Below are 24139 nucleotides of genomic sequence, written 5' to 3'. Positions count from 1 at the left end.
GCAAGAACAAGCTTCGGGAGAGCAGCGATGAAGAGTTTCCAGGTCGTCGATTTCAACGCCCCATTGAAAGAGGTCGATCAGCCGACGCCGCAGCCGTCGGGCACGCAGGTGCTGATCAAGGTCAAGGCCGCCGGTGTCTGCCACAGCGACCTGCATATCTGGGAAGGCGGCTATGATCTCGGCCATGGCCGCAAACCGCTGTCGCTGAAGGATCGCGGCGTCTCGCTGCCGCGCACGATGGGCCACGAGACAGTCGGCGAAATCGTCGCCTTCGGTCCCGACGTCAAGGATGCCGACAAGGGCGGTCTCAAGCTCGGCGATGTCGCGCTGGCATATCCCTGGCTCGGCTGCGGCAAATGCCCGACCTGCCTCGGTGGCGACGAGAACATGTGCGCGATCAAGCCGAATGCGCTCGGCGTCTACTGCGACGGCGGCTACGCCGACCACATGACGGTGCCGCATCCGAAATATCTGCTCAACCTCAACGGACTCGATCCGGTCACGGCGGCGCCTTACGCCTGCTCCGGCGTCACGACCTACAGCGCGCTGAAGAAGGTCGAAAAGGACCTCGATACGCCGATCGTGATTTTCGGCGCCGGCGGTCTTGGCCTGATGGCGCTCTCGCTGTTGAAGGCGATGGGCGGCAAGGGCGCGATCGTGGTCGATATCGACGCCAGGAAGCGCGAGGCGGCCGAGGCCGCCGGCGCGCTCGCCACCGTCGACGGCAAGGCGCCCGACGCGCTGGAGCAACTCGTCAAGAAGGCGGGCCAGCCGATCCGTGCCGCGATCGATCTGGTCGGCAACGCCCAGACCTCGCAGCTCGGCTTCGACTGCCTGACCAAGGGCGGCAAGCTCGTGATCGTCGGCCTGTTCGGCGGCGGCGCGACCTGGGCACTGCCGCTGATCCCGATCAAGGCGGTCACCATCCAGGGCAGCTATGTCGGCAATCTGCGCGAGACGCAGGAGTTGCTCGATCTGGTCCGGACCAAGAAGATTCCGGCGATCCCGGTCACGCCGATGCCGCTGGCGAAGGCGAACGAGGCGCTGACCAATCTGCAGAAGGGCCAGCTCGTCGGCCGCGCGGTGCTGACGCCGTAATCTCTCTGCCGTCATTCCGGGATGGTGCGCAGCACCAGACCCGGAATCTCGAGATTCCGGGTTCGATGCTGCGCATCACCCCGGAATGACGATTGTGTTCAGGAGATCCCCATGTCCGCCAACGACGCCCTTCACATCGCAGTTCTCGGTGGCGACGGCATCGGCCCCGAAGTGATGGCGCCGGCGCTCGAGGTGCTGCGCAGCATCGAGGCGTCGGCCGGCCTCAAATTCCGCTTCACCGATGCGCCGGCCGGCGCCGGTCATTACAAGGAAACCGGCAAGTCGATGCCGGAGAGCACGATCCGGCTGTGCGAGGAGGCCGATGCGATCCTGCTCGGGGCCTGCGGCCTGCCGTCGGTGCGCTACCCCGACAACACCGAGATCGCGCCGCAGATCGAACTGCGCATGATCTTCGATCTCTATGCCGGCGTGCGGCCCGCCCGGCTGATCCCGGGCGTGCCGAGCACGATCGTCGGCGCCGATCAGAAGGGCATCGACCTCGTCGTGATCAGGGAATCCACCGAGGGCCTGTTCGCTTCCATGGGTAAGGGCGTCGTCACCGACAGCGAGGCGCGCGAGACGATGCTAATCACGCGCCGCACCTCCGAGCGGCTGTTCGAGTTCTCGTTCAGGCTTGCCGAACGCCGCAAGGCGCGCGGCCGCGTCGGTGGTGGGCTGACCTGCGTCGACAAGGCAAACGTGTTCAAGGCGTTCGCGTTCTTCCGCAACATCTTCGACGAGACGGCGAAGCGTCATCCCGACGTCAGGGCAGATCACCTCTACATCGACGCGACTGCCGCCGCGCTGGTGAAGCGTCCCTGGGACTTCGACGTCATGGTGACCGAGAACATGTTCGGCGACATCCTGTCCGATCTCACCGCCGGCCTGATCGGCGGCATGGGCATGGCGCCGTCGGCCGACATCGGCGATCGCTACGCGGTGTTTCAGCCTTGCCATGGCACGGCGCCCGACATCATGGGGCAGGGCAAGGCCAACCCGACCGCGATGATCCTCTCGGCCGCGATGATGCTGGACTGGCTCGCCGACAAGCACGGTCTCGAAGGCGCTGCCGAAGCCGGAGAGCGGATCGAGCGCGCGGTCGACAAGGTCTATGCCGACGGCATCAAGCCGTTCGAGTTCGGCGGCAGCAATGGCACGGCCGATGTGGCGAAGGCAGTGCTGGCGGCGCTTTAGCGCGCTGGCGCGCTCAATCCCCAACCCGTCATCCTGAGGTGCGAGCTCTTGCGAGCCTCGAAGGATGCACGGCCCGGCTGGTGGCCGTCGATCCTTCGAGACGCCGCTTCGCGGCTCCTCAGGATGACGGGAGGGTGAGGGGGCCGGAGCCCCCTCGTTGATGATCAGCGCGGTGTCCGCCGTGATGCCCGCCGCCATGGTGTCCGCCGCCGTGATGGCCGCCATGATGCCGCGGCCCGTGATGATGGTGGCGATGGTGGTAGTGCGGACGATGATGCCATCCGTGATGGCGCGGTCCGTAGTAGCCGTAACCGCCCGGCTGCCAGGTGCAGCGGCCCCAGCGATCGCAGACCTGGCGGACCTTGTCGATATTGGACGTTTCGCCTGCGATGTGGCCGGCCTGCGGCAGCCCGTTCGGCATCGCTGACGCCGCACCCGACATCAGCGCTGCGCTTCCGAGCGCGGCCAGTCCAATAACAGCAAGCTTGATATTCATCGAGATCTCCTTGGTTGAAGCCTGAAAACGTCCATGCGGCCACTTCGTTGCTGCGACAAAAAAGACGCTGCACTTGGTTCTAAGGGACGCCGGTTCAACGCAGGGAATGCGGGAGTTGTGAGGTCGCGCTATGTTCGGGCGGCAATTGGCCGCGCGACAGAATGGCGGCGCGTCCCTCGTGCATGTGCCGCATGAGATGTGCAGTCAAAGCGTGAGCTGGAAAGGCCTGCGCTGATACGCAACGGTGTGCACGAAGACCGTGCTCAAGTCGAGTTGCGAGATCATGACGCCATGCTTGCCTCGCTCCATGACCGCGCATTCGGACGCGGGACTGAAGAAGCTCGCCTCGATCACAAATCCTTGAGTGACGGCCTCGGCAAAAGAAAAAGCGCCGCCATCGCCGATGGCAGCGCTTTGTCATTTCCCGGCCCGACCGGCGTATGGCGGCCGCGGTGACCGGCAACCGGCCGATGCGGCGTGGTGGATCGCGTTCGCGGCGTCGCGACCCGACCCGCGGCTCAGTCTTCGTTGGCGGCGATCGATTCCATCAGCGACACCAGCTGGCGCTGTACGGTCTGATCCTTGATCTTGCTGTAGGCGCGCAGCAACCGGAGGCTGAACGCGCTGTCGAGGAACAGCAGGCTCTCGACTTCGCGGGCCTTGTTGTCGCCGTCGTAGAAGAAGGTGACCGGCACGTCCAGCGCGCTCGCGATCTGCTGAAGACGGGCGGCGCCGACGCGGTTGACGCCCTTCTCGTACTTCTGGACCTGCTGGAAGCTGACGCCGAGCTTGTCGCCGAGTTCAGCCTGCGAGATCTTCTGCTCGACACGGCGCAGGCGGATCCGCTTGCCCAACTCGATGTCCGGCTTGCCGGCACTGCGCTGCTTCATCTTCTTTGCTGCTGATCTGTTCATTCTTGTGACCCGTCCTTCAATCGGGAATCCCTGGCCCGGCTGGGTCAGGGACACGTTCATGATGTACCGCGTTAAGCTCGAGTGGATCGTCAGTTCGTCGTGAACCACGAAAATCCAAGAAGATCGCGGGATGGTATCCAAACGCACATCCTTGTTGGAAGCATGCGTATTGGAAGCACCCTTACCGACACAGCCAACTACCTGAAGTCGACCGCGCCTAGGTGTCTCTCGACACCCCGCCCTCTACATTTGGCAAAATATTGACCAAACCACAACTAGCGCGAGTTTGATCGCCACAGATTTTGCACGCATGCTTACCGGGCGGCCGTGCACTGCGCCCGTAGTTCTACGGGCAACTATATTGTACGGGCGTCTTTGCGTGGATGCAACCCCAGCTGGTGCATCCTGAGGTCGCGCAGACGCGTCGGCGGTTGCTTGACGGAGCGGCCCGCTAGGCGAAAAGTTTGACCTAAGTCCAAGTCGGGCTTTCGGAATGTTGCTGGACAATTGCCTGAAAGTTCTCGATCATCGGGAACCAATGTGCGCCTACGACAAGCCGGCGAACTCTGGCGGGAGAGGCCAATGAAGCGGAAGAGGGGAACGCCTCGACTCTACCTCGCGGCTTCGGGAGTGGAAGATATGCCGGTCGCAAATACGGAAGAACGGTTGCTGGCGCTGCTCGCAACCCTGGAAGAGTGTCAGGCCTTCCTGACCGACCGGACCAATACGGAGACGGCGCGGCTTTTGTCCCTTGCCATCCTCGAACTCCGGATGGAGCTCCACAAGGTGACCGATTCCGAGTTGAAGGCCCTGTGTGACATGATCGCGTCGGACGGGCCGGCGCCGGAACCGGCGACCCGGCAGTTGCCGCCGTATCTGAGGCTGGTCAAATAGGTCAGCGCCCCGCGCCACGCGCGGGACGCTGCCGGTCCTGTGCCGTGCCGCTTCAGCCGGCGGTGACGTCGACTGCCTCTGCGCCTTCAAGCACGCGACGGGCCTTGTCACGGTCGAGGTCACCTTCCCATGCCGCGACCACGACGGTGGCGACGCAGTTGCCGATCAAATTGCCGACCGCGCGCGCCATGCCGATGAACCAGTCGACCGAGAGCACCAGCACGAGGCCGATCGCCGGGATGCTCGGCACCGCATTGAGCGTCGCCGCCAGGATAACAATCGCCGAGCCCGGCACGCCATGCGCGCCCTTCGAGGTGATCAGCGACACGCCGAGCACCAGCAGCAGGTCGCCGAACGACAGCGGCGTGTTGGTCGCCTGCGCGATGAACACCACCGCAAGCGTCAGATAGATCGAGAACGCATCGAGGTTGAAGGAATAGCCGGTCGGGATCACGAGGCCGACCACAGAGTCCTTGACGCCGAGGCGCTCCAGTTTGCGCATGATCTGCGGCAGCACCGCGTCGGAGGATGCGGTGGCGACCACGATCGTCAGCTCCTCGCGCAGGTAGCCGAGGAATTTGAGGATGTTGATCCCGGCGAGCGCCATCACGCCGCCGAGCACGCCGAGCACGAAGATCGCGACCGAGACGTAGAACAGCGCCACCAGCGACAGCAGCTGCTTCAGCGAGCCGACGCCGTATTTGCCGACCGTGTAGGCGACGGCGCCAAGCACGCCGATCGGCGCGATGCGCACGATCAGGCCCATGGCGCGGAACAGCACGGTCGAGACCGCGTCGATGAGAGAGGAGATCTTCTCGCCCTTCTCGCCGCCGACCAGCGCCAGGCTGACGCCGAAGATGATGGCGAAGAACAGGACCTGCAGCACGTCGTTGCGCGACAGCGCGTCGAACGAGGTGGTCGGGATGATGTTGAGCAGGAAGCTGCCGACGCCTTCGCCCTTCAGCTTCTGCGCGTTACTGGCATAGTTGCCGAGCGCCTTGGGATCCAGCGTCGAGGTGTCGATGTTCATGCCGTGACCGGGCCCGAACAGGTAGGCCAGGATCAACCCGACCACCAGCGCGACCGTCGTCATCACCTCGAAATAGACCAGCGCCTTGACGCCGACGCGGCCGACCTTCTTGAGGTCGCCGGCGCCCGCGATGCCGTGCACCACCACGCAGAACACGATCGGCGCCACGATCATCGAGATCAGCTTCAGGAAGGCATCGCTGAAGATCTTCAACCCGATCGCGAAATCGGGCGCGGCCATGCCGATGATGATGCCGAGCAACAGCGCGACGAGCACCTGCACGAACAGTGACGTGTAAAGCGGCTTTCGTGCCACACTGGCTTCCGCTGCGATGGTCGACATGAACTTCCCCCTGTTTCTGGCCGGCCGAACCCACCTTATCTTAGCAACTTGCGTGCCAAGATGTCGCAGGTTCGGCCGCCATTATCAGGTCAATCGCCGGGTTCGAGGGAGCTGGTCACGGTGTAGACGACGCCCTGGGGCAGGAAATCCACCGTGGCTTCGCCGCCGAGCTGGTCGCGGGCGCTGCGCTCGATCAGCCGGGAGCCGAAGCCGCGCTGCACCGGCGCGGTGACCGGCGGACCGCCGGCCTCGGTCCAGATCATCCGGAGCTTCGGTCCGGCGCCTTCCTCCAGGATCTCCCAGTCCAGCGTCACCGTGCCGGTGTCGTTGGACAGCGCGCCATATTTGGCAGCGTTGGTCGCCATTTCGTGCAGCAGCATCGACAGCACCAGGGCAAGCCGCGGCGACAGCGGCACGCGCGGTCCGAACATCTTGACCCGCTCGGAGGCGTTGAGCAGATAGGGCCGCAACACCCGGCTGACCACGTCCTGCAGGTCGGAGCCCTGCCATTTGTCGGTGGAGAGCAGGTTGTGCGCCTCGGCAAGCGCGCCGAGCCGCCCCTCGAACTTGTCGCGCTCGGCGCGGCTCGCGGTGCGAAAGGTCTGCGTGGCGATCGATTGCAGGATCGCCAGCGTGTTCTTGACGCGGTGGTTGAGCTCCTCGATCAGGAGGTCGTGCAGCATCTCGGCGCGCGCGATCGTGGTCGCCATCCGTACCGCGAAGCCGAGGCCGACCAGCAGCAGCACGCCGCCGATCACGCTGGTGATCGCAAGCGAGCGCCACAGCGGCGCTACAAGCGAGTTCTCGGCGATTCCCGCAGCGACGGTCCAGCCGGTGACGCGCGACCGCGTGAAGCCGGTGATCAGCGCCACGCCTTCGAGCGAGACGGTCGGCAGCGTCGCCTCGCTGCGGCGGAACATCTCGGCGAACAGCGACGGCGCGGCGCGCTGCCCGATGGTCGCCTGCGGATTTGGCACGCGGGCCAGGTTGACGCCGTCGCTGTCGAAGATCGAGATGGTCCAGTCCTGATTGAGGCGCTGCTTCTCGATGATGGCCTGGAAGACCTCGATCGGCGGGCTGAACGAGATGTCGTAGAGCACCTCGCCGTCGCGCATCACCGGCACCTCGACGGTGATGATCAGGCGTTGCTTCACCGCGCCGAAGAACAGGTTGGAATATTGCGGCTGCCTGGTCGCAAACACCTTGCCGAGGATCTCGAGATTGTTGCGCGGCGGCAGGCTCGCCGTATCCGCCGTCAGCGAGGAGAACACCTGGCGTCCGCTGCGGTCGGCCACCAGCACCACGCCGTCCTTGCCGTACTGGTCGATGAAGCCGGCCGCGACGCGGCGGAAATTGTCGAAGTCGCTGTTGCGCAGCGAATTGGTCAGCGCCAGCACCTGCAACCCGCCGGTCATGCGCTGCATTTCCGCATCGAGCAGCAGGCGGATGTTGCGCGCGGTCTCGAGCACGCGCTGCGTGGCGGCCTGGCGGTCCTGCTGGTAATTGTGGAACACTATGCCGACCGCGAAAACGATCAGCGGCAACATCGTTCCCGCGACCAGGAGCGCGAGACGCACTGGCAATGTCAGTTTCGGCACGAAATCCCCGGGTCGGTGCCCATCTGCTGGGAGCTTAGGGGAAGCGGGAAAAGTCCGCCAAACGAAATAGCTGGTGATTGGAAAGGTTCCGCGGCGCTTAGAGCATGATCCGGAAAGTGTGAAGCGGTTTTCCGAAAGGATCATGCTCAAACGAGGGGTGTGCGCCGCGGAATGGCGTCGTGTCAGAGATTGCTCTCGGTGATCGCGGCGTAGACCATGGTGCGCAGCTCGCGCCGCAGCGGATAGGCGCTCGATGGCAGCACCTGGGTCATGAAGATCGTGATCAGCTCCTCGGCCGGGTCGATGAAGAACGACGTCGTCGCGGCGCCGCCCCAGTTGAATTCGCCCGGGCTGCCCGCGATCAGCGTCTGCGCCGGATGCATCGTGACGGCGAAGCCGAGGCCGAAGCCGATGCCGTTATAGGCGGCTTCGGAGAACAGCGAGCGCGACATCGCCGGCAGGTCGACGCCGCCGGGCAGATGGTTGGAGGCCATCAGCTTCAGCGTCTTCGGGCCGAGCAGCCTGACGCCGCCGAGCTCGCCGCCGTTGAGCAGGGCGCGGCAGAAGGTGAGGTAGTCTGAGGCGGTCGAGCACAGACCGCCGCCGCCCGAGATCAGCGAGGGCGGTGACAGGAACGAGCTGGTCGTCGGGTCGTCCTGCAGCGTCAGCGTGCCCTTGCGCTCGGTGGCGAGCGGGTTGAAGCCGCCCTGCGGGTCGGCCGAGTAGCAGGCGGCGAAGCGATGCACCTTGTCGGCCGGCACGAAGAAGTCGGTGTCGTTCATGTCGAGCGGCTTAAGGATGCGCTCCTTCAGGAACTGCTCGAACGGCATCCCTGAGATCTTGCCGATGAGATAGCCGAGCACGTCGGTGGCGACCGAGTAATTCCAGGCTTCACCCGGCGAGAACTCCAGCGGGATTTTCGCCAGATCCTCGATCATGCTGTCGAGCGTTCCGGCCTTGATGACCTCGCCGATCTTCTTCTCGCGATAGGCTGCGTCCACATTGGAGCGCTGCTGGAAGCCGTAGGTGAGGCCCGAGGTGTGCCGCAACAGGTCGACGATCAGCATCGGCCGGCTCGGTGGGCGGGTCAGGAAGGCGGGCGCGGTGCCGGCGACGAACACGCCGAGGTTCTTCCACTCCGGAATGTATTTGGCGACCGGCTCGTCGAGCGCGACCTTGCCTTCTTCGACCAGCATCATGAAGGCGACCGACGTGATCGGCTTGGTCATCGAATAGATGCGGAAGATGGTGTCGTCCTTGACCGGCACCTTGCGCTCGAGATCGGCAAAGCCCTGCACCGTGGAATGCACGATCTTGCCGCGCCGGTAGATCAGGAGCTGGGTGCCGGGAAAGCGGCCGCCGTCGATGTAGCGGGCCTTCAGATGCGCTTCGAGGCGGTTGAGGGCAGTGGTCGACATTCCCGCGGATTCGGGCGAGGCAGGCGTGGGGGCTAACATCGGGCGTTTCTCCGGCTGGCAAGGCCGTCTTGATAGCCGAAAAGTGTCCGCTGCACCAAGTGGCTGGCGCTTACCGGCAACGGGCCGGTGGTGTACGGTCGCCGTTGCAATCGCGCCCTTCAGGGGCTCCAGGGAAACGCCGAGATGACCCAGTTCAACGAGACCGAGCTCACCACCGCCGTGATCCGCAGCTTCGACCAGACACCCGATCCGCGGGCCAAGTTCCTGTTGCAGGAATTGGTGAAGTCGCTGCACGATTATGTGCGCAGGACCGATCTCACCTTCGAGGAGTGGGACCACGCGATCGGCTTCCTGACCTGCACCGGGCAGAAGTGCACCGATATCCGCCAGGAGTTCATCCTGCTCTCAGACGTGCTCGGCGTGTCGATGCTGGTCGATGCGGTCAACCACCGCGATCGCGACGGCGCGACCGAGACCACCGTGCTCGGCCCGTTCTATGTCGGCGAGCACAAGGTGACGCCGCACGGCACCGACATCTCGGCAAGCCTGCCCGGCGAGCGCATGTTCGTGCAGAGTCGCGTCACCGATCTCACGGGCAAGCCGTTGGCCAATGTGCCGGTCGATGTCTGGCACGCGGACGACGACGGATTCTACGACTCTCAGAAGCCGAGCTATGCCACCGAAGGCCCGTCGTCGCGGGCGCGCTTCGTCACCGATGCCGACGGCCGCTTCTTCTTCCGCACCATCGTGCCGTGCAGCTATCCGATTCCGACCGACGGTCCGGTCGGGCAGATGATCACGCAGACCAACCGTCACCCGATGCGGCCGGCGCATGTGCACTTCCTGGTCAATGCCAAGGGCCATGAGCCGCTGATCACGCACGTCTTCATGGAAGGCGACAAATATATCTACTCCGACGTCGTGTTCGGCGTGAAGGACGAGCTGATCGCCAAGGTTGAACGGCGTACCGATCCTGACATGCCCGATGGCCAGCGCTCGGATGGTCCGTGGCATCTGATGAGCTACGAATTCCATGTGAAACCCGGCGGCGGAATGGCGCCCGCGCCGCTCGGCACCAAGGTCGCCGAGGACGCCTGATCGCTATCGTCGAAGTCGCCTGCTCAATTCTTGTGCGCCGCACAAGAATTGAGCGAATCGCAAATTTTGGGAGCGCGCGGAAAGTTTGCGCGCGCTGCGACATGTTGCGCAAGACTTTGCAACAAAATCAATTTTTGCACTGCGGTAGCTTGGCACAAGGCTTGAATAGTCAGGTGCCGACGCCATTGAAGCCGTCCCTCGAGGCCACCCCATCGGATTTCTGACGCCGCCAGACCGGGGCCTCCCCGGTGCATGCCCTTTTGCGCCCTGCGCGCGTCGCCATCCGAAGGAGGGCGCTCGACGCACAGCCGCATCACCGCAACGCAACGACGCAAAGGACGACCGATGACCAAGCCCACCAACAAGCCCTCAGGCCGTGGCCTCAGCCGCCGTCAGCTCCTGAAGGCAAGCAGTGGCGCCGCCGCGCTGCTCGCTACAGCCAGGCTCAACTTTCCCGCCGGTGCATTCGCGCAAGGTGCAGGCCCCGAGGTGAAGGGCGCCAAGCTCGGATTCATTGCCCTGAGCGACGCCGGTCCGCTGTTCGTCGCCAAGGACAAGGGCTTGTTCGCCAAGTATGGCGTGCCCGATGTCGATGTGCAGAAGCAGGCCTCATGGGGCACCACGCGCGACAATCTCGTGCTCGGCTCCGAAGGCAACGGCATCGACGGCGCGCATATCCTGACCCCGATGCCGTATCTGATTTCGGCCGGCAAGGTGACGCAGAACAACCAGCCGACGCCGATGTACATCATGGCGCGGCTCAATCTCGATGCGCAGTGCATCTCGGTCGCCAAGGAATATGCCGACCTCAAGCTCTCGACCGACGCATCGCCGTTCAAGACGGCGCTGGAAAAGAAGAAAGCGTCGGGCAAGGCGGTGAAGGCCGCGATGACCTTCCCGGGCGGCACCCACGATCTCTGGATTCGCTATTGGCTCGCCGCCGGCGGCATCGATCCCGACAAGGATATCGAGACGATCGTGGTGCCGCCGCCGCAGATGGTCGCCAACATGAAGGTCGGCACCATGGACTGCTTCTGTGTCGGCGAGCCCTGGAATCTGCAGCTGATCCACCAGGACATCGGCTACACCGCGGTCAACACCGGCGAGATCTGGAACAAGCATCCGGAGAAGTCGTTCGCGATGCGCGCCGCCTGGGTCGACAAATATCCGAACGCGGCGAAGGCCATTCTGATGGCGGTGATGGAAGCCCAGCAATGGGCCGACAAGGCCGAGAACAAACAGGAGCTCGCGGCCATCATGGCCAAGCGGCAGTGGATCAACTGCCCGGTGGAGGACGTTTATGACCGCACCGCAGGCAAGTTCGACTACGGCACCGGCAAGGTGGTCGAGAATTCGCCGCACATCATGAAGTACTGGCGCGACTTCGCGTCTTATCCGTTCCAGAGCCACGAGCTCTGGTTCCTCACCGAAGACATTCGCTGGGGCAAGTTCGAAGCGGGATTCGATACCAAGGGCCTGATCGGCAAGGTCAACCGCGAGGACATCTGGCGCGCGGCCGCCAAGGATCTCGGCGTGCCCGCATCCGAAATTCCAACCTCGACCTCGCGCGGCAAGGAGACCTTCTTCGACGGCAAGGTGTTCGATCCGGAAAATCCGGCCGCATACCTGAAGTCGCTGTCGATCAAGCGCGTGGACGTCTGATTTGAGCAGGGCTGCGCGCTCCTCGCGCGCGGCCCACCCATTTGACCCCGGAGATACTTTGTCGATGTCAATGCCTGCCATGAAGACCGAACTCACCGCAGCGATCGTTCCGGCTGCTGCAACCGCGGCGCCGGTCGTGACGATGACGCCGAAGCGGCCGCCGCGTGCCGAGAGATATGCCAAGATGGCGAAGGAGGCGGCGGTGCGCGTCGTGCCGCCGCTGATCGTACTCGCGCTGCTGCTGCTCGTCTGGGAGCTGGTGTGCCGTCGCGCCGGCTCGGCCCTGCCGCCGCCCTCGCGCGTGTTCAAGGATACCAAGGAGCTGATCCTCGATCCGTTCTTCGATCACGGCGGCATCGACAAGGGCCTGTTCTGGCACCTGTCGGCGAGCCTGCAGCGCGTCGCGCTGGGCTATTCGCTGGCGGCGATCGCGGGCATCGCGCTCGGCACGCTGGTCGGCCAGTCGGTCTGGGCGATGCGCGGGCTCGACCCGCTGTTCCAGGTGCTGCGCACGATCCCGCCGCTCGCGTGGCTGCCGTTGTCGCTCGCCGCATTCCGCGACGGCCAGCCTTCGGCGATCTTCGTCATCTTCATCACCTCGGTGTGGCCGATCATCATCAACACCGCGGTCGGCATCCGCAACATCCCGCAGGATTACCGCAACGTCGCCGCCGTGGTGCAGCTCAATCCGCTGGAGTTCTTCGCCAAGATCATGATCCCGGCGGCCGCGCCCTACATGTTCACCGGCCTGCGCATCGGCATCGGCCTGTCATGGCTCGCGATCGTCGCGGCCGAGATGCTGATCGGCGGCGTCGGCATCGGCTTCTTCATCTGGGATGCGTGGAATTCCTCGCACATCAGCGAAATCATCCTGGCGCTGTTCTATGTCGGCATCATCGGCTTCGTGCTCGACCGCCTGATCGCGGGATTGGGCAAGATCGTGACCCGCGGCACGGCTGCGAACTGAGGGGACAAGTCATGCAGGCCTATCTGAAGCTCGACCACATCGACAAGACTTTTACCCGCGGCAGTGCCACCACGGAGGTGCTGAAGGACATCAACCTGACGATCCAGAAGGGCGAATACGTCTCGATTATCGGCCATTCCGGCTGCGGCAAGTCGACCTTGCTCAACATCGTCGCGGGCCTCACCGGCACCACCAATGGCTGCGTGCTCTTGGAGAACCGCGAGGTCAATTCGCCGGGGCCCGACCGGGCCGTGGTGTTCCAGAACCACAGCCTGCTGCCGTGGCTGACCGTCTACGAGAACGTCAAGCTCGGCGTCGACAAGGTGTTTGCCAAAACCAAGAGCAGGGCGGAACGCGACGCCTGGGTGATGCACAATCTCAGCCTGGTGCAGATGGCGCACGCAAAGGACAAGCGGCCGAGCGAGATTTCGGGCGGCATGAAGCAGCGCGTCGGCATCGCGCGCGCGCTCGCGATGGAGCCGAAGGTGCTGCTGCTCGACGAGCCGTTCGGCGCGCTCGACGCGCTGACCCGGGCGCATCTGCAGGATTCGGTGATGGCGCTGCACCAGAAGCTCGGCAACACCATCCTGATGATCACCCACGACGTCGACGAAGCCGTGCTGCTGTCGGACCGCATCGTCATGATGACCAATGGTCCGAGCGCACGGATCGGCGAGGTGCTCGAGGTGCCCTTGGCGCGTCCGCGCAAGCGGCTCGAGCTCGCGAACAACCCCGGCTATCTGAAGTGCCGGCAGCGCGTGCTCGAATTCCTCTATGAGCGCCACAGCTTCGTCGAGGCGGCTTGAGGATCATGTCGACATCAGGCGTTTCGGTCTTGAACCGACACGCCGTGGTCCACGACCAATGCTGGCATTTTGCAAAGTCATTCAGAACCACGGAGAGTTGAAATGAATCCAGCCCAAATCAAGCTGGTTCAGGATAGCTTTGGCAGGGTCGCGCCGATTGCGGAGCAAGCCGCGGTCATTTTCTACGATCGCTTGTTCGAAGTCGCGCCCGCCGTGAAGGCGATGTTTCCGGCAGACATGAAAGAGCAGCGCAAGAAGTTGATGACGACGCTCGCCGTCGTCGTCAACGGGCTGAGCAATCTCGACGCGATCCTGCCCGCCGCGAGTGCACTCGCCAAGCGCCATGTCGGTTATGGCGCCAGGCCCGAGCACTATCCGGTGGTCGGCGGCGCATTGCTGTGGACGCTGGAGAAGGGCCTCGGTGATGGCTGGACGCCTGACGTCGCCGCCGCATGGACTGCGGCCTACGGCACGCTGTCCGGCTACATGATTTCGGAAGCCTATGGCGCGCAGGCAGCGGAGTAGGGAGGCTGCACAGGCACCGGCTGCTGCGGACCAGGCCGCATGGCGGCGGCGAACTGAAGCCTTCCATGTCGCTGCGAGGACCTGTCCGGTCCGGCCATCGCCCAAGCGGATAGGTGGATTGCTTCGCGGAGCCTGTCATCCGGCGGCGCTTTGCGCCGACCGGGTGGCTCGCAATGATGCAGGCAAGCAACTAAGGTTCGCCCGCTCCGCCAATGGGTGAACCAAAAAAATGATGTTCCTGGAAACGCCGCCGAAACTGATCCCGACCGAGATCTTCTCCGCAGTTCCCGCCGAGTTTCGCCGCAAGGTGGCGAGCGAATGGGCCGACGCCAACCGGCCGGGCGCGGTGACCGACTGCTTCATCGAGGGGCCGTCGTTCGATGCTGCGGGAAATCTCTACATCGTCGACATTCCGTTCGGCCGCATCTTCAGGATCGCGCCGGACAAGTCATGGTCGCAGGTCGCCGAATATGACGGCTGGCCGAACGGGCTGAAGATCGACGCCAAGGGCCGCATCCTGATTGCCGACTATCGGCACGGGCTGATGGAGCTCGATGCCGGATCGGGCAAAGTCACGCCGCTGCTGCGTTCGCGCAATTCGGAATCGTTCCGCGGCTGCAACGACCTGCACATTGCCTCCAACGGCGACATCTATTTCACCGACCAGGGCCAGACCGGCCTGCACGATCCGACCGGCCGCGTCTATCGCTTGAGGGCGAGCGGCGCGCTCGACTGCCTGATCGACACCGGCATCAGCCCGAACGGCCTGGTGCTCGATCCGCACGAAGCGGTGTTGTTCGTCGCGATGACGCGGGACAATGCGGTCTGGCGCGCGCCGTTCATGAAGGACGGCAGCGTGTCCAAGGTCGGCCGCTTCTGCTCGCTGTTCGGCCCGAGCGGGCCGGACGGTATGACGATGGATAGAGCCGGGCGGCTGTTCGTCGCGCACGCCTCGCTCGGCCATGTCTTCGTGTTTGCGCCGAACGGCGAGTGCATCGCCCGGATCAAGTCCTGCGCCGGGCAGAGCTGCACCAATGTCGCGATCGGCGGCGCCAACCGTGACCGGCTCTACATCACGGAATCGGTGACGGGCAGCGTGCTGGTCGCCGACATCAGCGGGCTCGGCTGATCCGTCTATCGGGCAATCATCGCTTATGCAGCGAGGTTCGGACGCTCAGGGAACGGCGAGTCGTACAACCAGGCCAGATTATCGCAGAATTGCTCGAGGCTGGTGTCGCGGATCAGCTGATTGCGCAGCAACGCGTGCACGCCGGCCGGATGATAGACATGGGTTCCGAGTTCGCGCGCCTGCAGCTGAACCCGCGCCGTTCGCATCAGCCGAACCTGCCGATACTTTTCCAGCGCATGCTCGAAGGCGTCAGGCGTTGCGCCGAGCAACTCGGCGAGCCAGACCGCGTCCTCCAGCGCCATGCAGGCGCCTTGCGCGAAATATTGCAGCATCGGATGCGCGGCGTCGCCGAGCAGGACCACGCGTCCGTCGACCCAGCGTTCGGTTGGATCGCGATCGCAGGTCACCCAGGCGTTCCAATCCTTGCCGTGGTGAATGATCGCTTTGGCGCGTGGATGAACGTCGCGAAAGCCCTCCAGCACCTCCTCATGGGTGACTGGCCTGGCGGCAAAGGCTTCCGCTGGGTCGTTGTGGCAGGTGATGGCGAGGTTGAACACCTTCCAGCCCGAGAGCGGGTAGTGCACCAGATGGCACTTGGCGCCGGCCCATAGGGTCGCGGCGTTCCAGCGCAGATCCTCCGGCATCTGCTTGGTCGGAATCACCGATCGATAGGTGGTATGGCCCGCGATCCGCGGCGGGCCGTCATCGACCATCTGCTGACGGATCCGGGACCTCAGCCCGTCGGCGCCGATCAGGAGGCAGCCTTTGACACGCTCGCCGGATTTCAGCCGCGCGACGACGGCCGCGCCGTCCTGGTCATATCCAACGACATCGCAATCGCTGCGCAGCGTGATGCCGGGATGCGCCTCGCAGGCGCGCAGGAAGATGCCGTGCAGATCGCCGCGATGCACCACCGCATAGGGATTGCCGAAGCGCCGGCGGAAATAGCTGGTCAGGTCGATGCTCGTGATCTCTTCCGCCGAGATCGCGTCCATCAGCCGCAACTGGTCGATGAATACGGCAATCGCGCGGGCGGCATCGCCGAGATCGAGATGGTCGAAGGCATGGAAGGCGTTCGGACCGAGCTGGATGCCGGCGCCGATCTCCTGATAGCGCGGCGCGCGTTCCAGCACGGTGACCTGAAATCCCTTGCGGGCCAGCGCGACCGCCGCGGCCAGTCCGCCAATGCCGCCGCCTGCAATGATGATCGGATCCCTGCGCATGTCCTCTCCCTGAAGTTGGTGCTATTTCCTCGGTATCTTGCGCCGACGGCCGGTCGTCCCCTTGGCGTCGGACTTCTGTTCGTGGGCATCTTTCAAGGCCGCGGGGTGGGGCACCTCGATGAGGCCGGCCTCGACCTCTTGCTCGAGCCGATCGAGATTCTTGTAGAGCTCGACCAGCACGTGCTTGAGCTCGGCGGCTTCCTTCGCCGACATCGCGCCGGTTGCGACCTCTTCATAATATTGCGCGATCGGCATCAGCCGGCCTGCGAGCTCGGCGCCCTTCGGCGTCAGCGCGACCTGCAGGCTGCGCTGGTCGTTCTCCGGCCGGTCGCGCGTCAGGAGGCCGGCGCGGCTCATCTCGGCAACGATGCGCGACAGGGTCGAGACGTCGGCCGACGTCAGTTCGGCGATTTCGCCGAGCCGCAGCGGCTGTCCTTGCTCCGACAGCGCGGCAAGCACGCGGTACATCGGCAGCGTCAACTTCTCGTGACGGATCACGCGAACGAACAGATCGCCCATCCGTACGCCGAGCCGGGCGAGCAGATAGGGCAGCGAATTCGAAAATCGGTACATGGGCTTAGGTCCGGGCTTCATTCCTGGTGGCAGACGTCCGCCCGGAATAGCCGTCGGTCCTCGCATCGACAACAGTTGCATATCAATCATTTGCAGTTGCAACGTTCTCATTGACAAATAATTGGACCGGATGTTTTGCTCTGTCAACACGGAAACGAGGGCACCAGCCCGAAGGGAGCAACCAATGCAGGGAAAGATCGCGCTGGAAGAGCACTTCGCCATCGAGGAGACGGTTCGCGACAGCGCGGGCTTCTCGCCGGCCGACGACTGGGTCGAGCTCAAGGCCCGGCTGCTCGACATCCAGGACCGCCGCCTTGCCGAGATGGACGCGCACGGCATCGAGCTGATGCTGCTGTCGCTCAACGCGCCGGCGATCCAGGCGATTCCCGACCGCAGCCGCGCGCTGGAGCTGTCGCGCCGCGCCAATGATTTCCTCGCCGAGCAGATGGCGCGGCGGCCGCAGCGCTTCCAGGGCCTGGCTGCGCTGCCGATGCAGGACCCGGAGGCAGCCGCGCGCGAGCTCGATCGCTGCGTGAGTGCGCTGAAATTCCGCGGCGCGCTCGTCAATGGCTTCAGCGAGGTCGAAGGCCACGACGGCGCCGTCTATTACGATCGCAAGGAGTTCTGGCCGTTCTGGTCGGAGGTCGAGCGCCTCGACGTGCCGTTCTATCTCCACCCGCGCAATCCGCTGGCGAAGGATGCCGCGATCTATGAGGGCCATCGCTGGCTGATGGGGCCGACCTGGGCCTTCGGCCAGGAAACCGCGGTGCACGCGCTGCGCCTGATGGGCTCGGGGCTGTTCGATGCTCATCCGCGGCTGCAGATCATCCTCGGCCACATGGGCGAAGGCCTGCCGTATTCGATGTGGCGCGTCGACAACCATAACAAGTGGATGCGCGCGCAGAACGTCTATCCCGCCAGGCGCAAGATCGCCGATTACTTCCGGGAGAATTTCTACATCACGACATCAGGCAATTTCCGCACCCAGGCGCTGATCGACGCGATACTCGAGATCGGCGCCGACCGCATCCTGTTCTCGGCCGATTGGCCGTTCGAGAACATCGACCACGCCGCCGAATGGTTCGACACCGCGACCATCGCCGAAGGCGACCGTCTCAAGATCGGCCGCGACAACGCGCGCAGGCTGTTCAAGTTCTAACGACACGCCGTGCCAACCTGCCGCAGAGCAGGGCGCATCATCAACAAGGGAGGAAACCGTGAGCACTTCGCCCGACATCGACGTGCACGAGGAATTGTCCGGTGCGGCCATCGGTCGGCTGCACATCGTGCTCGGCATCCTGATCACGCTGATCACGCTGTTCGACGGTTATGACACGTTCAATCCCGCCTATGTCATCCACTACGTGGCCAAGCCCTGGGGATTGTCGCCGAGCCAGGCGGGCTTCCTCGTGAGCTCGGGCCTGGTCGGATTCCTGTTCGGCGCGGTCGGACACGGCACGGTCGCCGACCGGCTCGGCCGGCGCGGCACGCTGCTGGCCGGGCTCTGGGTCGTCAACCTCTTCACGCTCTTGACTGCAACGGTCGCGAGCGACTTCTGGAGCTTCTGCGCGCTGCGCTTCGCGACCGGCCTCGGCCTCGGCGTGTTGTTGCCGCTGGGCACGACCTTCGTCAACGAACTGGCGCCGCGCCGCGTCAGCAACGCGTTCTCGCTGTGGGGCGTCACACTTGGCTGGTCGCTCGGCGGCGTCTGTGCCGGGCTCGTCGGCGTCTATCTGACGCCGCATTATGGCTGGCAGATCCTGTATTATCTCGGCGCGCTGTCGATCCCGCTGACGTTTGTGGCGCACGCAGTGCTGCCCGAAAGCCCGCAATTCCTGGCGGCGCGGCGCCGCACCGAGGAACTGCGCATGCTGCTCGCGCGGCTTCGCCCGGAGCGGGCCGCCGCCTATCGCAACGCGACCTTTGCATCAGTCGCCGCCGGCAGCGTGTCGAACCCGATCGCGGCGCTGCTGAGCCCGCGCTATCGCCGCGTCTCGCTGACGATCTGGATCACCGCATTCCTCAGCCTGTTCGCGATCTTCGGCCTCACCGGCTGGATCCCGACGGTGATGCAGAAGCGCGGCGAGACCTTTGCGGCGTCGTTCGGCTTCGGCGCGCTGATGCAGGCGATGTCGTTCGTCGGCGGGCTGACGCTCGCGATGCTGGCCGACCGCAATCTGTCGCTGACGCCGCGCTACCTCGCCACATGGTGGCTCGCCGGCGGCATTGCCGTGCTGGCGCTGGTGTTCGTCAGCGGTCACGGCGTCAATCTCGCGATCGTCGCCATCGCCGGCTTCTGCATCATCGGCGCGCAGCATGTGCTCAACAACTTCACCGCAGGCTCGTACGAGACGCTGCTGCGCGCCAGCGGCGTCGGTATGGAACTGGGCGTCGGCCGGATCGGCGCGATCCTGGGTCCCTACGTGATCGGACTGCTGCAGCAGATGACCGGCGGCCCCGACATCGTGTTCTGGGTGATCGGCGGTGCCGCGATCGTCGGCGCGTTTGCGATCGGCTCGCTTGGCCTCGCCGCCGCGCCCCGGCCCGCGGCCATCGATACTGCGCCCGCGGAGTGACGACGGATCCATATCAAACGCCGCATAGGCAAGTTCAGAACCAACGGAGACAACGCATGTCCACGACAACTCACATTGCGGCCGATGACAAAGCCGCGCGGCTTTCCCCATCCTGGGTCCTGCTGTTTGCGCGGCTCGCCATCGCGCCGCTGTTTCTCTACAGCGGCATCGGCAAGCTGATGGCCTTTTCCGCAACCGCCGGACGCCTCGGCGACGCCGACGGCATCGGTGCGTTCCTTGCGGCCGGTGCGACCGCGGCCGAGCTCGGCTGCGGTGCGGCGCTCGTGCTCGGCCTGTTCGCGCGCCAGGCGGCCATCGTCCTGTTTCTGTTCACGATCGCCGCGACGCTGATGTTTCACAATTTCTGGGCCGCGCCGGAGGCGCAGGTCGTGACCCAGACCATCAACTTCCTGAAGAATCTCGGCCTGCTCGGCGCGCTCGCGTTGATCGCGGTCTACAGGCCCGGGAGCTATGCGGTTGGTGCGGGGACCGGCGTGAAGTGCACCTAGCTTCGCCAGACGATCCGCTTTCGAGGCACGCCGAGTCCAGCCGCCACCGCGCGTGGCTGATCAGCGGTCGGAATGCATCTTCTCGAGAAACTCCTTCACGCCGCTGACGGCGCCGGTATTCGAGGCGACATAGCCGGGTAGGGCGCCCACCGCCTTGTGAAACTCGCTGCTCTTCATGATGTCGAGCACCCGCTGCATCGGCTCGGTCTCGAGGAACGCGCGCTTGCTGACGAAGAAGTAATCTTCCGTGAGCAGGCGGATGAAATCGAGGCCGAACTGCCGGGCGGCGGCCTCGACGCCAAAACTCGCATCCGCCATGCCGCTCGCGACATAGGCGGCGACCGCGGCATGGGTGAACTCCATATGCTGGGCGCCGTTGATCTTGCTCTCCGGGATCTTGTGCTGCGCCAGCAATTGATCGAACAGCATCCTGGTCCCGGAATCATGGTCGCGGTTGACGAAGCGGGCCTTGCGGTCGACCAGGTCCTTCAGCGAGGTGATCTTCAAGGGATTGCCGCGCTTGACCATCAGGCCCATCTCGCGCGTCACGAAATTGATCACGCGGTCCTCGCGCGGATCGAGCCATTCCCGGCAGGCCTTGATGCCCTGCGCCCGCAACTCGCCGCGCGGCAGATGCACGCCGGAGAGATCGCAGGCGCCCTGCGCCAGCGAGACCAGCGAGTTCTGGTTGCTGACGTAACGCAGATCGACGCCGACGCCGCCCTCGCGATCGAGGAATTCGCGCAGCTTGGAGACCGCGAAGCCGTGGCTGGCATGGACCCGAATCACCGACGGCCGCTGCTCCAGGAACGGCTTGATCTCGGTGACCAGTTCCTGCGCGAGGTTCTCGAGCTGCAGCCCGAGCCGCGCCTGCATGCGTTCGCCGGCCCACACCAGCTTCTCGCCGAACGGCGTCAGCTTCGAGCCCTTGCCGCGCTGGGTTTCCACCAGCGGCACGCCGAAGAATTCGGTCCACTGCTCGATCAGGTTCCAGACATGGCGATAGGACAGATGCGCGTCGCTGGCGGCGCTGGTGATCTTCCCGGTCTTCCGGATCTCGTTGAGGATGCCGAGCATCACGACCGCGGTCTGTGGTGAGTTCTCTTTGCGAAAGCGCCAGACGGTCTCGATCTCGATCTGCAGCATCGTGGTCACCACTTATGAAGTTGACTTCATATCCTGGTATACCAATAGGCACAAGATATCATATTTACTGCTGAGCAAAGCCTTCTAGGTTGAAGCACAAAACCAGGAGGAAATATGATGTCGGTTGCATATGACTATGAGCGCGACGCCCGCCACGCCCCGACCGTCCGGGACGAGTTGCTGCTGATCGACGGCGCCCGCGTCCGCTCGCTCTCAGGAAAAACCTTCAAATCGCTCAATCCCGCCACCGAGCAGGTGATCGCAACGATTGCCGAAGGCAATGAGGCCGATGTCGACCGCGCGGTCGCCGCCGCCCGCCGCGCTTTCGAGGGACCCTGGCGCACCATGCGCGCCGCCGAGCGCGGCCATATTCTCCTGCGGTGGGCCGAGCTCTTGAAGCAGCACGCCGACGAGATCGCAGCGCTCGAGAGCCTCGATGCCGGCAAGCCGATTGCAGCCGTGCTGCGCCAGGATCTTCCGGCCGCCATCGACACGCTGACCTATTATGCCGGCTGGGCCGACAAGATCAGCGGCGACGTCGTCTCGACGCGTGACGACGCGCTGACCTATACTGTGCGCGAGCCGGTCGGCGTGGTCGCCGCGATCGTGCCGTGGAATTTCCCGCTGATGATCGGCATGTGGAAGCTGGCGCCGGCGCTGGCCTGCGGCTGCACGGTGGTGATGAAGCCGGCCGAGCTGACCTCGCTGTCGGCGCTGCGGATCGGCGAGCTCGCGCTCGAGGCCGGGTTGCCGAACGGCGTGCTCAACATCGTGACCGGCCCCGGCCGCGTCGTCGGCGACGCGCTGGTCAATCATCCCGACGTCGACGAGGTGACGTTCACCGGCTCGCCCGGTGTCGGCCGCGGCATCATGAAGGGCGCCGCCGGCAACTTCAAACGCGTCTCGCTCGAGCTCGGCGGCAAGTCCGCCAATGTGATCTTCGACGATGCCAATCTCGAAGCCGCCGCCAAGGCCGCCGCCGCCGGCATCTTCTTCAACGCCGGTCAGGTCTGCTCGGCCGGCTCCCGCGTGCTGGTGCAGGAGAGGGCCTATGACGAGGTGTTGGAACGCCTGGTCGCCCGCGCCGAAAGCCTGCGCATCGGCGATCCCGCGGATCGCGCCACCGTGCTCGGACCCGTCATCTCCGAGAAGCAGATGCGCTCGATCCTCGATTATGTCGAGATCGGAAAGAATGAGGGCGCGCAGCTCGCGACCGGCGGCGAACGGGTGGGCGACCGCGGTTATTTCATCAGCCCTGCGGTGTTCGCCAATGTCGCGCACGAGATGCGCATCTCGCAGGAGGAGATATTTGGCCCCGTCGTCAGCGTGATCAAGTTCAAAGACGAGGCCGACGCGCTGCGCATCGCCAACGGCACCGCCTACAGCCTCGCCGCCGGGGTCTGGAGCGCCGATATGGGCCGCGTGCAACGCTTCGCCAAAAAGGCCCGCGCCGGCACGGTGTGGATCAACACCTACGGCTACACCGATGTGCGGTTGCCGTGGGGCGGCGAGCGCGACTCCGGCCTCGGCCGCGAGCACGGCACCGCAGCGCTCGACAATTTCACCGAGCCGAAGGCGGTGTGGATGAATCTCAACGTGTGACCGCGCGTAACGCGGGCATCACGGGCGCGGATCGGAGGATCCGCGCTGATGGGATTGTGCGAGAGCGCGCCACATATTCCGCTGTCGTCCCGGGCTTGACCCGGGACCCATAACCACGAATGCGGGTTGTGGCGCGATGCTGGGGCCGCAGCGTGGTCCGCATCGAACAGCGGTGGTTATGGGTCCCGGCCTTCGCCGGGACGACGCTGTGGCGACATCATCGCTCGTATGGTCTATGGTCCGTTCGCGGTTCCAAAGACAGACGAGGCGATCGTGCAGACAAAAAAATTCGGCAACAACGGCCCGCAGGTCTCGGTGATCGGGCAGGGCACCTGGTATCTCGATCGCGGTGACCGCAAGACAGCCGTCGCTGCGCTGAAGCGCGGCATCGATGCCGGCATGACGCATATCGACACCGCCGAGATGTATGGTGACGCCGAGCTCGTGATCGCGGACGCGATCGCTGGCCGGCGTGATGAGCTGTTCCTGGTCTCGAAGGTCTTGCCGAGCAACGCCTCGCGGCGCGGCACCATCACCGCCTGCGAGCGCTCGCTGAAGCGGCTGAAGACCGATCGGCTCGATTGCTATCTGCTGCACTGGCGCGGAACCTATCCATTTGCCGAGACGGTCGCCGCCTTCGACGAATTGATCGCCGCCGGCAAGATCCGTTCCTGGGGCGTCAGCAATTTCGACGCAGACGATCTCGATGAACTGCGCGATGTCGCGGGCGAGGGCAAGATCGCCTGCAACCAGGTGCTCTACCATCTGCGGGAGCGCGCCATCGAGCACGCCGTGATCCCGTGGTGCGAACAGCATGGCGTCGCCGTCGTCGCCTACTCGCCGTTCGGCCACAATGATTTTCCCGCGCCGTCGAGCAAGGGTGGAACGGTTCTGCAATCGATCGCGGAGGCGCATCAGGCGACGCCGCGCCAGGTCGCACTGAGCTTCCTGACGCGGTTGCCGTCGGTGCTCACGATCCCGAAGGCGTCGAATGCGGAGCATGCCGCGGAGAACGCAGCGGCAGGAACGCTCAAGCTCAGTGACAGCGAGATGTCAGCGCTCGACAAGGCGTTCCCGCGCGGGCCGAAGCCGCGCTCGCTGCCGATGCTCTGAACGGGATGCGCAAAATCAGAGGTTTGCGCCGCTTCGCTCCACACAGTTCTTAACAAACTGTTGCAGTTGCGGCCGCGCACCGGCTGCGGCAGGCCGTCGCGCACCCCGATGCATATCGGAGTCCCGTTTTCGGGCATTGTCCTTGCGGCGGAATTGGCGTTTTGTGACAGCAGCAGATTCCCCCTTGTTGCTTTCGAGATTGCCGTGACTCCGCCTCCCGCAGCCG

22 protein-coding genes are annotated in these 24139 nt (G+C 64.5%); 14 read left to right on the top strand and 8 right to left on the bottom strand.

All coding sequences use genetic code 11. The features are described from left to right. Positions 1-27 precede the first annotated feature (27 nt). Both HAP54_RS45490 and HAP54_RS45485 read left to right on the top strand, forming a co-directional pair. Entirely contained in the window at positions 28-1098 is a 1071-nt protein-coding gene (locus HAP54_RS45490; RefSeq protein WP_029078158.1) for an alcohol dehydrogenase, read from the top strand. 111 nt (positions 1099-1209) lie between these two features. Continuing rightward, positions 1210-2292, top strand: a complete 1083-nt coding sequence (locus tag HAP54_RS45485; protein ID WP_166297898.1) for an isocitrate/isopropylmalate dehydrogenase family protein — start codon at positions 1210-1212, stop codon at positions 2290-2292. A gap of 118 nt (positions 2293-2410) precedes the next feature. Here HAP54_RS45485 and HAP54_RS45480 read toward each other — a convergent pair whose 3' ends face one another. Together HAP54_RS45480 and HAP54_RS45475 are read right to left on the bottom strand one after the other, a co-directional pair. Further along, positions 2411-2788 carry a hypothetical protein gene (locus HAP54_RS45480; RefSeq protein ID WP_224741511.1) on the bottom strand — a complete coding sequence of 126 codons (378 nt, stop codon included), beginning with the start codon at positions 2786-2788 and terminating at the stop codon, positions 2411-2413. 518 nt (positions 2789-3306) lie between these two features. Then, complete coding sequence (locus tag HAP54_RS45475; RefSeq protein WP_094194089.1) at positions 3307-3702, bottom strand: helix-turn-helix domain-containing protein; 396 nt, start codon at positions 3700-3702, stop codon at positions 3307-3309. Between the two features lie 582 nt (positions 3703-4284). Here HAP54_RS45475 and HAP54_RS45470 point away from each other — a divergent pair. Continuing rightward, a complete protein-coding gene (locus HAP54_RS45470; protein WP_224496676.1) occupies positions 4285-4596 on the top strand; it encodes a hypothetical protein in 312 nt (103 codons plus the stop codon). A gap of 52 nt (positions 4597-4648) precedes the next feature. Here the strand turns inward: HAP54_RS45470 and HAP54_RS45465 are convergent, their stop codons facing one another. The 3 genes from HAP54_RS45465 to HAP54_RS45455 all read right to left on the bottom strand — a co-directional run bounded on the left by HAP54_RS45465 (position 4649) and on the right by HAP54_RS45455 (position 9023). After that, positions 4649-5968: a dicarboxylate/amino acid:cation symporter gene (locus HAP54_RS45465; protein WP_166297896.1), complete on the bottom strand. Its 1320-nt coding sequence runs from the start codon at positions 5966-5968 to the stop codon at positions 4649-4651. Positions 5969-6057: 89 nt separating this feature from the next. Beyond that, complete coding sequence (locus HAP54_RS45460) at positions 6058-7566, bottom strand: sensor histidine kinase (protein WP_166297895.1); 1509 nt, start codon at positions 7564-7566, stop codon at positions 6058-6060. A 182-nt stretch (positions 7567-7748) separates the two neighbouring features. Continuing rightward, entirely contained in the window at positions 7749-9023 is a 1275-nt protein-coding gene (locus HAP54_RS45455; RefSeq protein WP_166297894.1) for a serine hydrolase domain-containing protein, read from the bottom strand. Between the two features lie 144 nt (positions 9024-9167). Here HAP54_RS45455 and HAP54_RS45450 point away from each other — a divergent pair, with 144 nt between their 5' ends. From HAP54_RS45450 to HAP54_RS45425, 6 genes are all read left to right on the top strand, one after another. Next, the gene (locus tag HAP54_RS45450; protein ID WP_166297893.1) at positions 9168-10082 is read left to right on the top strand and encodes a dioxygenase; all 915 of its coding nucleotides are present in this window, start codon (positions 9168-9170) and stop codon (positions 10080-10082) included. 345 nt (positions 10083-10427) lie between these two features. Beyond that, positions 10428-11744: a CmpA/NrtA family ABC transporter substrate-binding protein gene (locus HAP54_RS45445; RefSeq protein ID WP_166297892.1), complete on the top strand. Its 1317-nt coding sequence runs from the start codon at positions 10428-10430 to the stop codon at positions 11742-11744. A 64-nt stretch (positions 11745-11808) separates the two neighbouring features. Continuing rightward, positions 11809-12711, top strand: coding sequence for a nitrate ABC transporter permease (gene ntrB / locus HAP54_RS45440; protein ID WP_166297891.1), 903 nt, complete (start codon positions 11809-11811; stop codon positions 12709-12711). An 11-nt stretch (positions 12712-12722) separates the two neighbouring features. Further along, positions 12723-13517: an ABC transporter ATP-binding protein gene (locus tag HAP54_RS45435; protein ID WP_166297890.1), complete on the top strand. Its 795-nt coding sequence runs from the start codon at positions 12723-12725 to the stop codon at positions 13515-13517. Between the two features lie 102 nt (positions 13518-13619). After that, positions 13620-14042 (top strand): globin family protein, encoded by a 423-nt coding sequence (locus HAP54_RS45430; protein ID WP_166297889.1) that lies wholly within the window; start codon positions 13620-13622, stop codon positions 14040-14042. 229 nt (positions 14043-14271) lie between these two features. Beyond that, positions 14272-15171: an SMP-30/gluconolactonase/LRE family protein gene (locus tag HAP54_RS45425; protein WP_175619323.1), complete on the top strand. Its 900-nt coding sequence runs from the start codon at positions 14272-14274 to the stop codon at positions 15169-15171. A 23-nt stretch (positions 15172-15194) separates the two neighbouring features. Here HAP54_RS45425 and HAP54_RS45420 read toward each other — a convergent pair whose 3' ends face one another. Together HAP54_RS45420 and HAP54_RS45415 are read right to left on the bottom strand one after the other, a co-directional pair. Further along, positions 15195-16394, bottom strand: a complete 1200-nt coding sequence (locus HAP54_RS45420; RefSeq protein WP_166297888.1) for a 3-hydroxybenzoate 6-monooxygenase — start codon at positions 16392-16394, stop codon at positions 15195-15197. A 21-nt stretch (positions 16395-16415) separates the two neighbouring features. Further along, complete coding sequence (locus HAP54_RS45415; RefSeq protein ID WP_166297887.1) at positions 16416-16967, bottom strand: MarR family winged helix-turn-helix transcriptional regulator; 552 nt, start codon at positions 16965-16967, stop codon at positions 16416-16418. A 184-nt stretch (positions 16968-17151) separates the two neighbouring features. Between HAP54_RS45415 and HAP54_RS45410 the strand changes: the two genes are divergently transcribed. From HAP54_RS45410 to HAP54_RS45400, 3 genes are read left to right on the top strand one after another with little or no spacing between them, the layout of a single operon-like run. After that, positions 17152-18126, top strand: a complete 975-nt coding sequence (locus HAP54_RS45410) for an amidohydrolase family protein (RefSeq protein WP_166297886.1) — start codon at positions 17152-17154, stop codon at positions 18124-18126. A 58-nt stretch (positions 18127-18184) separates the two neighbouring features. Beyond that, the gene (locus tag HAP54_RS45405) at positions 18185-19543 is read left to right on the top strand and encodes an MFS transporter (RefSeq protein WP_166297885.1); all 1359 of its coding nucleotides are present in this window, start codon (positions 18185-18187) and stop codon (positions 19541-19543) included. Positions 19544-19599: 56 nt separating this feature from the next. Then, positions 19600-20052 (top strand): DoxX family protein, encoded by a 453-nt coding sequence (locus HAP54_RS45400; RefSeq protein WP_166297884.1) that lies wholly within the window; start codon positions 19600-19602, stop codon positions 20050-20052. Between the two features lie 60 nt (positions 20053-20112). Here the strand turns inward: HAP54_RS45400 and HAP54_RS45395 are convergent, their stop codons facing one another. Further along, positions 20113-21198: a substrate-binding domain-containing protein gene (locus HAP54_RS45395; protein WP_166307101.1), complete on the bottom strand. Its 1086-nt coding sequence runs from the start codon at positions 21196-21198 to the stop codon at positions 20113-20115. Between the two features lie 117 nt (positions 21199-21315). On the opposite strand from HAP54_RS45395, the gene HAP54_RS45390 reads away from it, so the two are divergent. Together HAP54_RS45390 and HAP54_RS45385 are read left to right on the top strand one after the other, a co-directional pair. Beyond that, positions 21316-22800: an aldehyde dehydrogenase family protein gene (locus HAP54_RS45390; RefSeq protein WP_166297883.1), complete on the top strand. Its 1485-nt coding sequence runs from the start codon at positions 21316-21318 to the stop codon at positions 22798-22800. 273 nt (positions 22801-23073) lie between these two features. After that, entirely contained in the window at positions 23074-23913 is an 840-nt protein-coding gene (locus HAP54_RS45385) for an aldo/keto reductase (protein ID WP_166297882.1), read from the top strand. Positions 23914-24139: the final 226 nt, after the last annotated feature.

This window comes from Bradyrhizobium sp. 2S1, from assembly GCF_011516625.5.
Taxonomy (GTDB): domain Bacteria; phylum Pseudomonadota; class Alphaproteobacteria; order Rhizobiales; family Xanthobacteraceae; genus Bradyrhizobium; species Bradyrhizobium septentrionale.
This window is presented reverse-complemented; position numbering and strand designations above follow the sequence as displayed.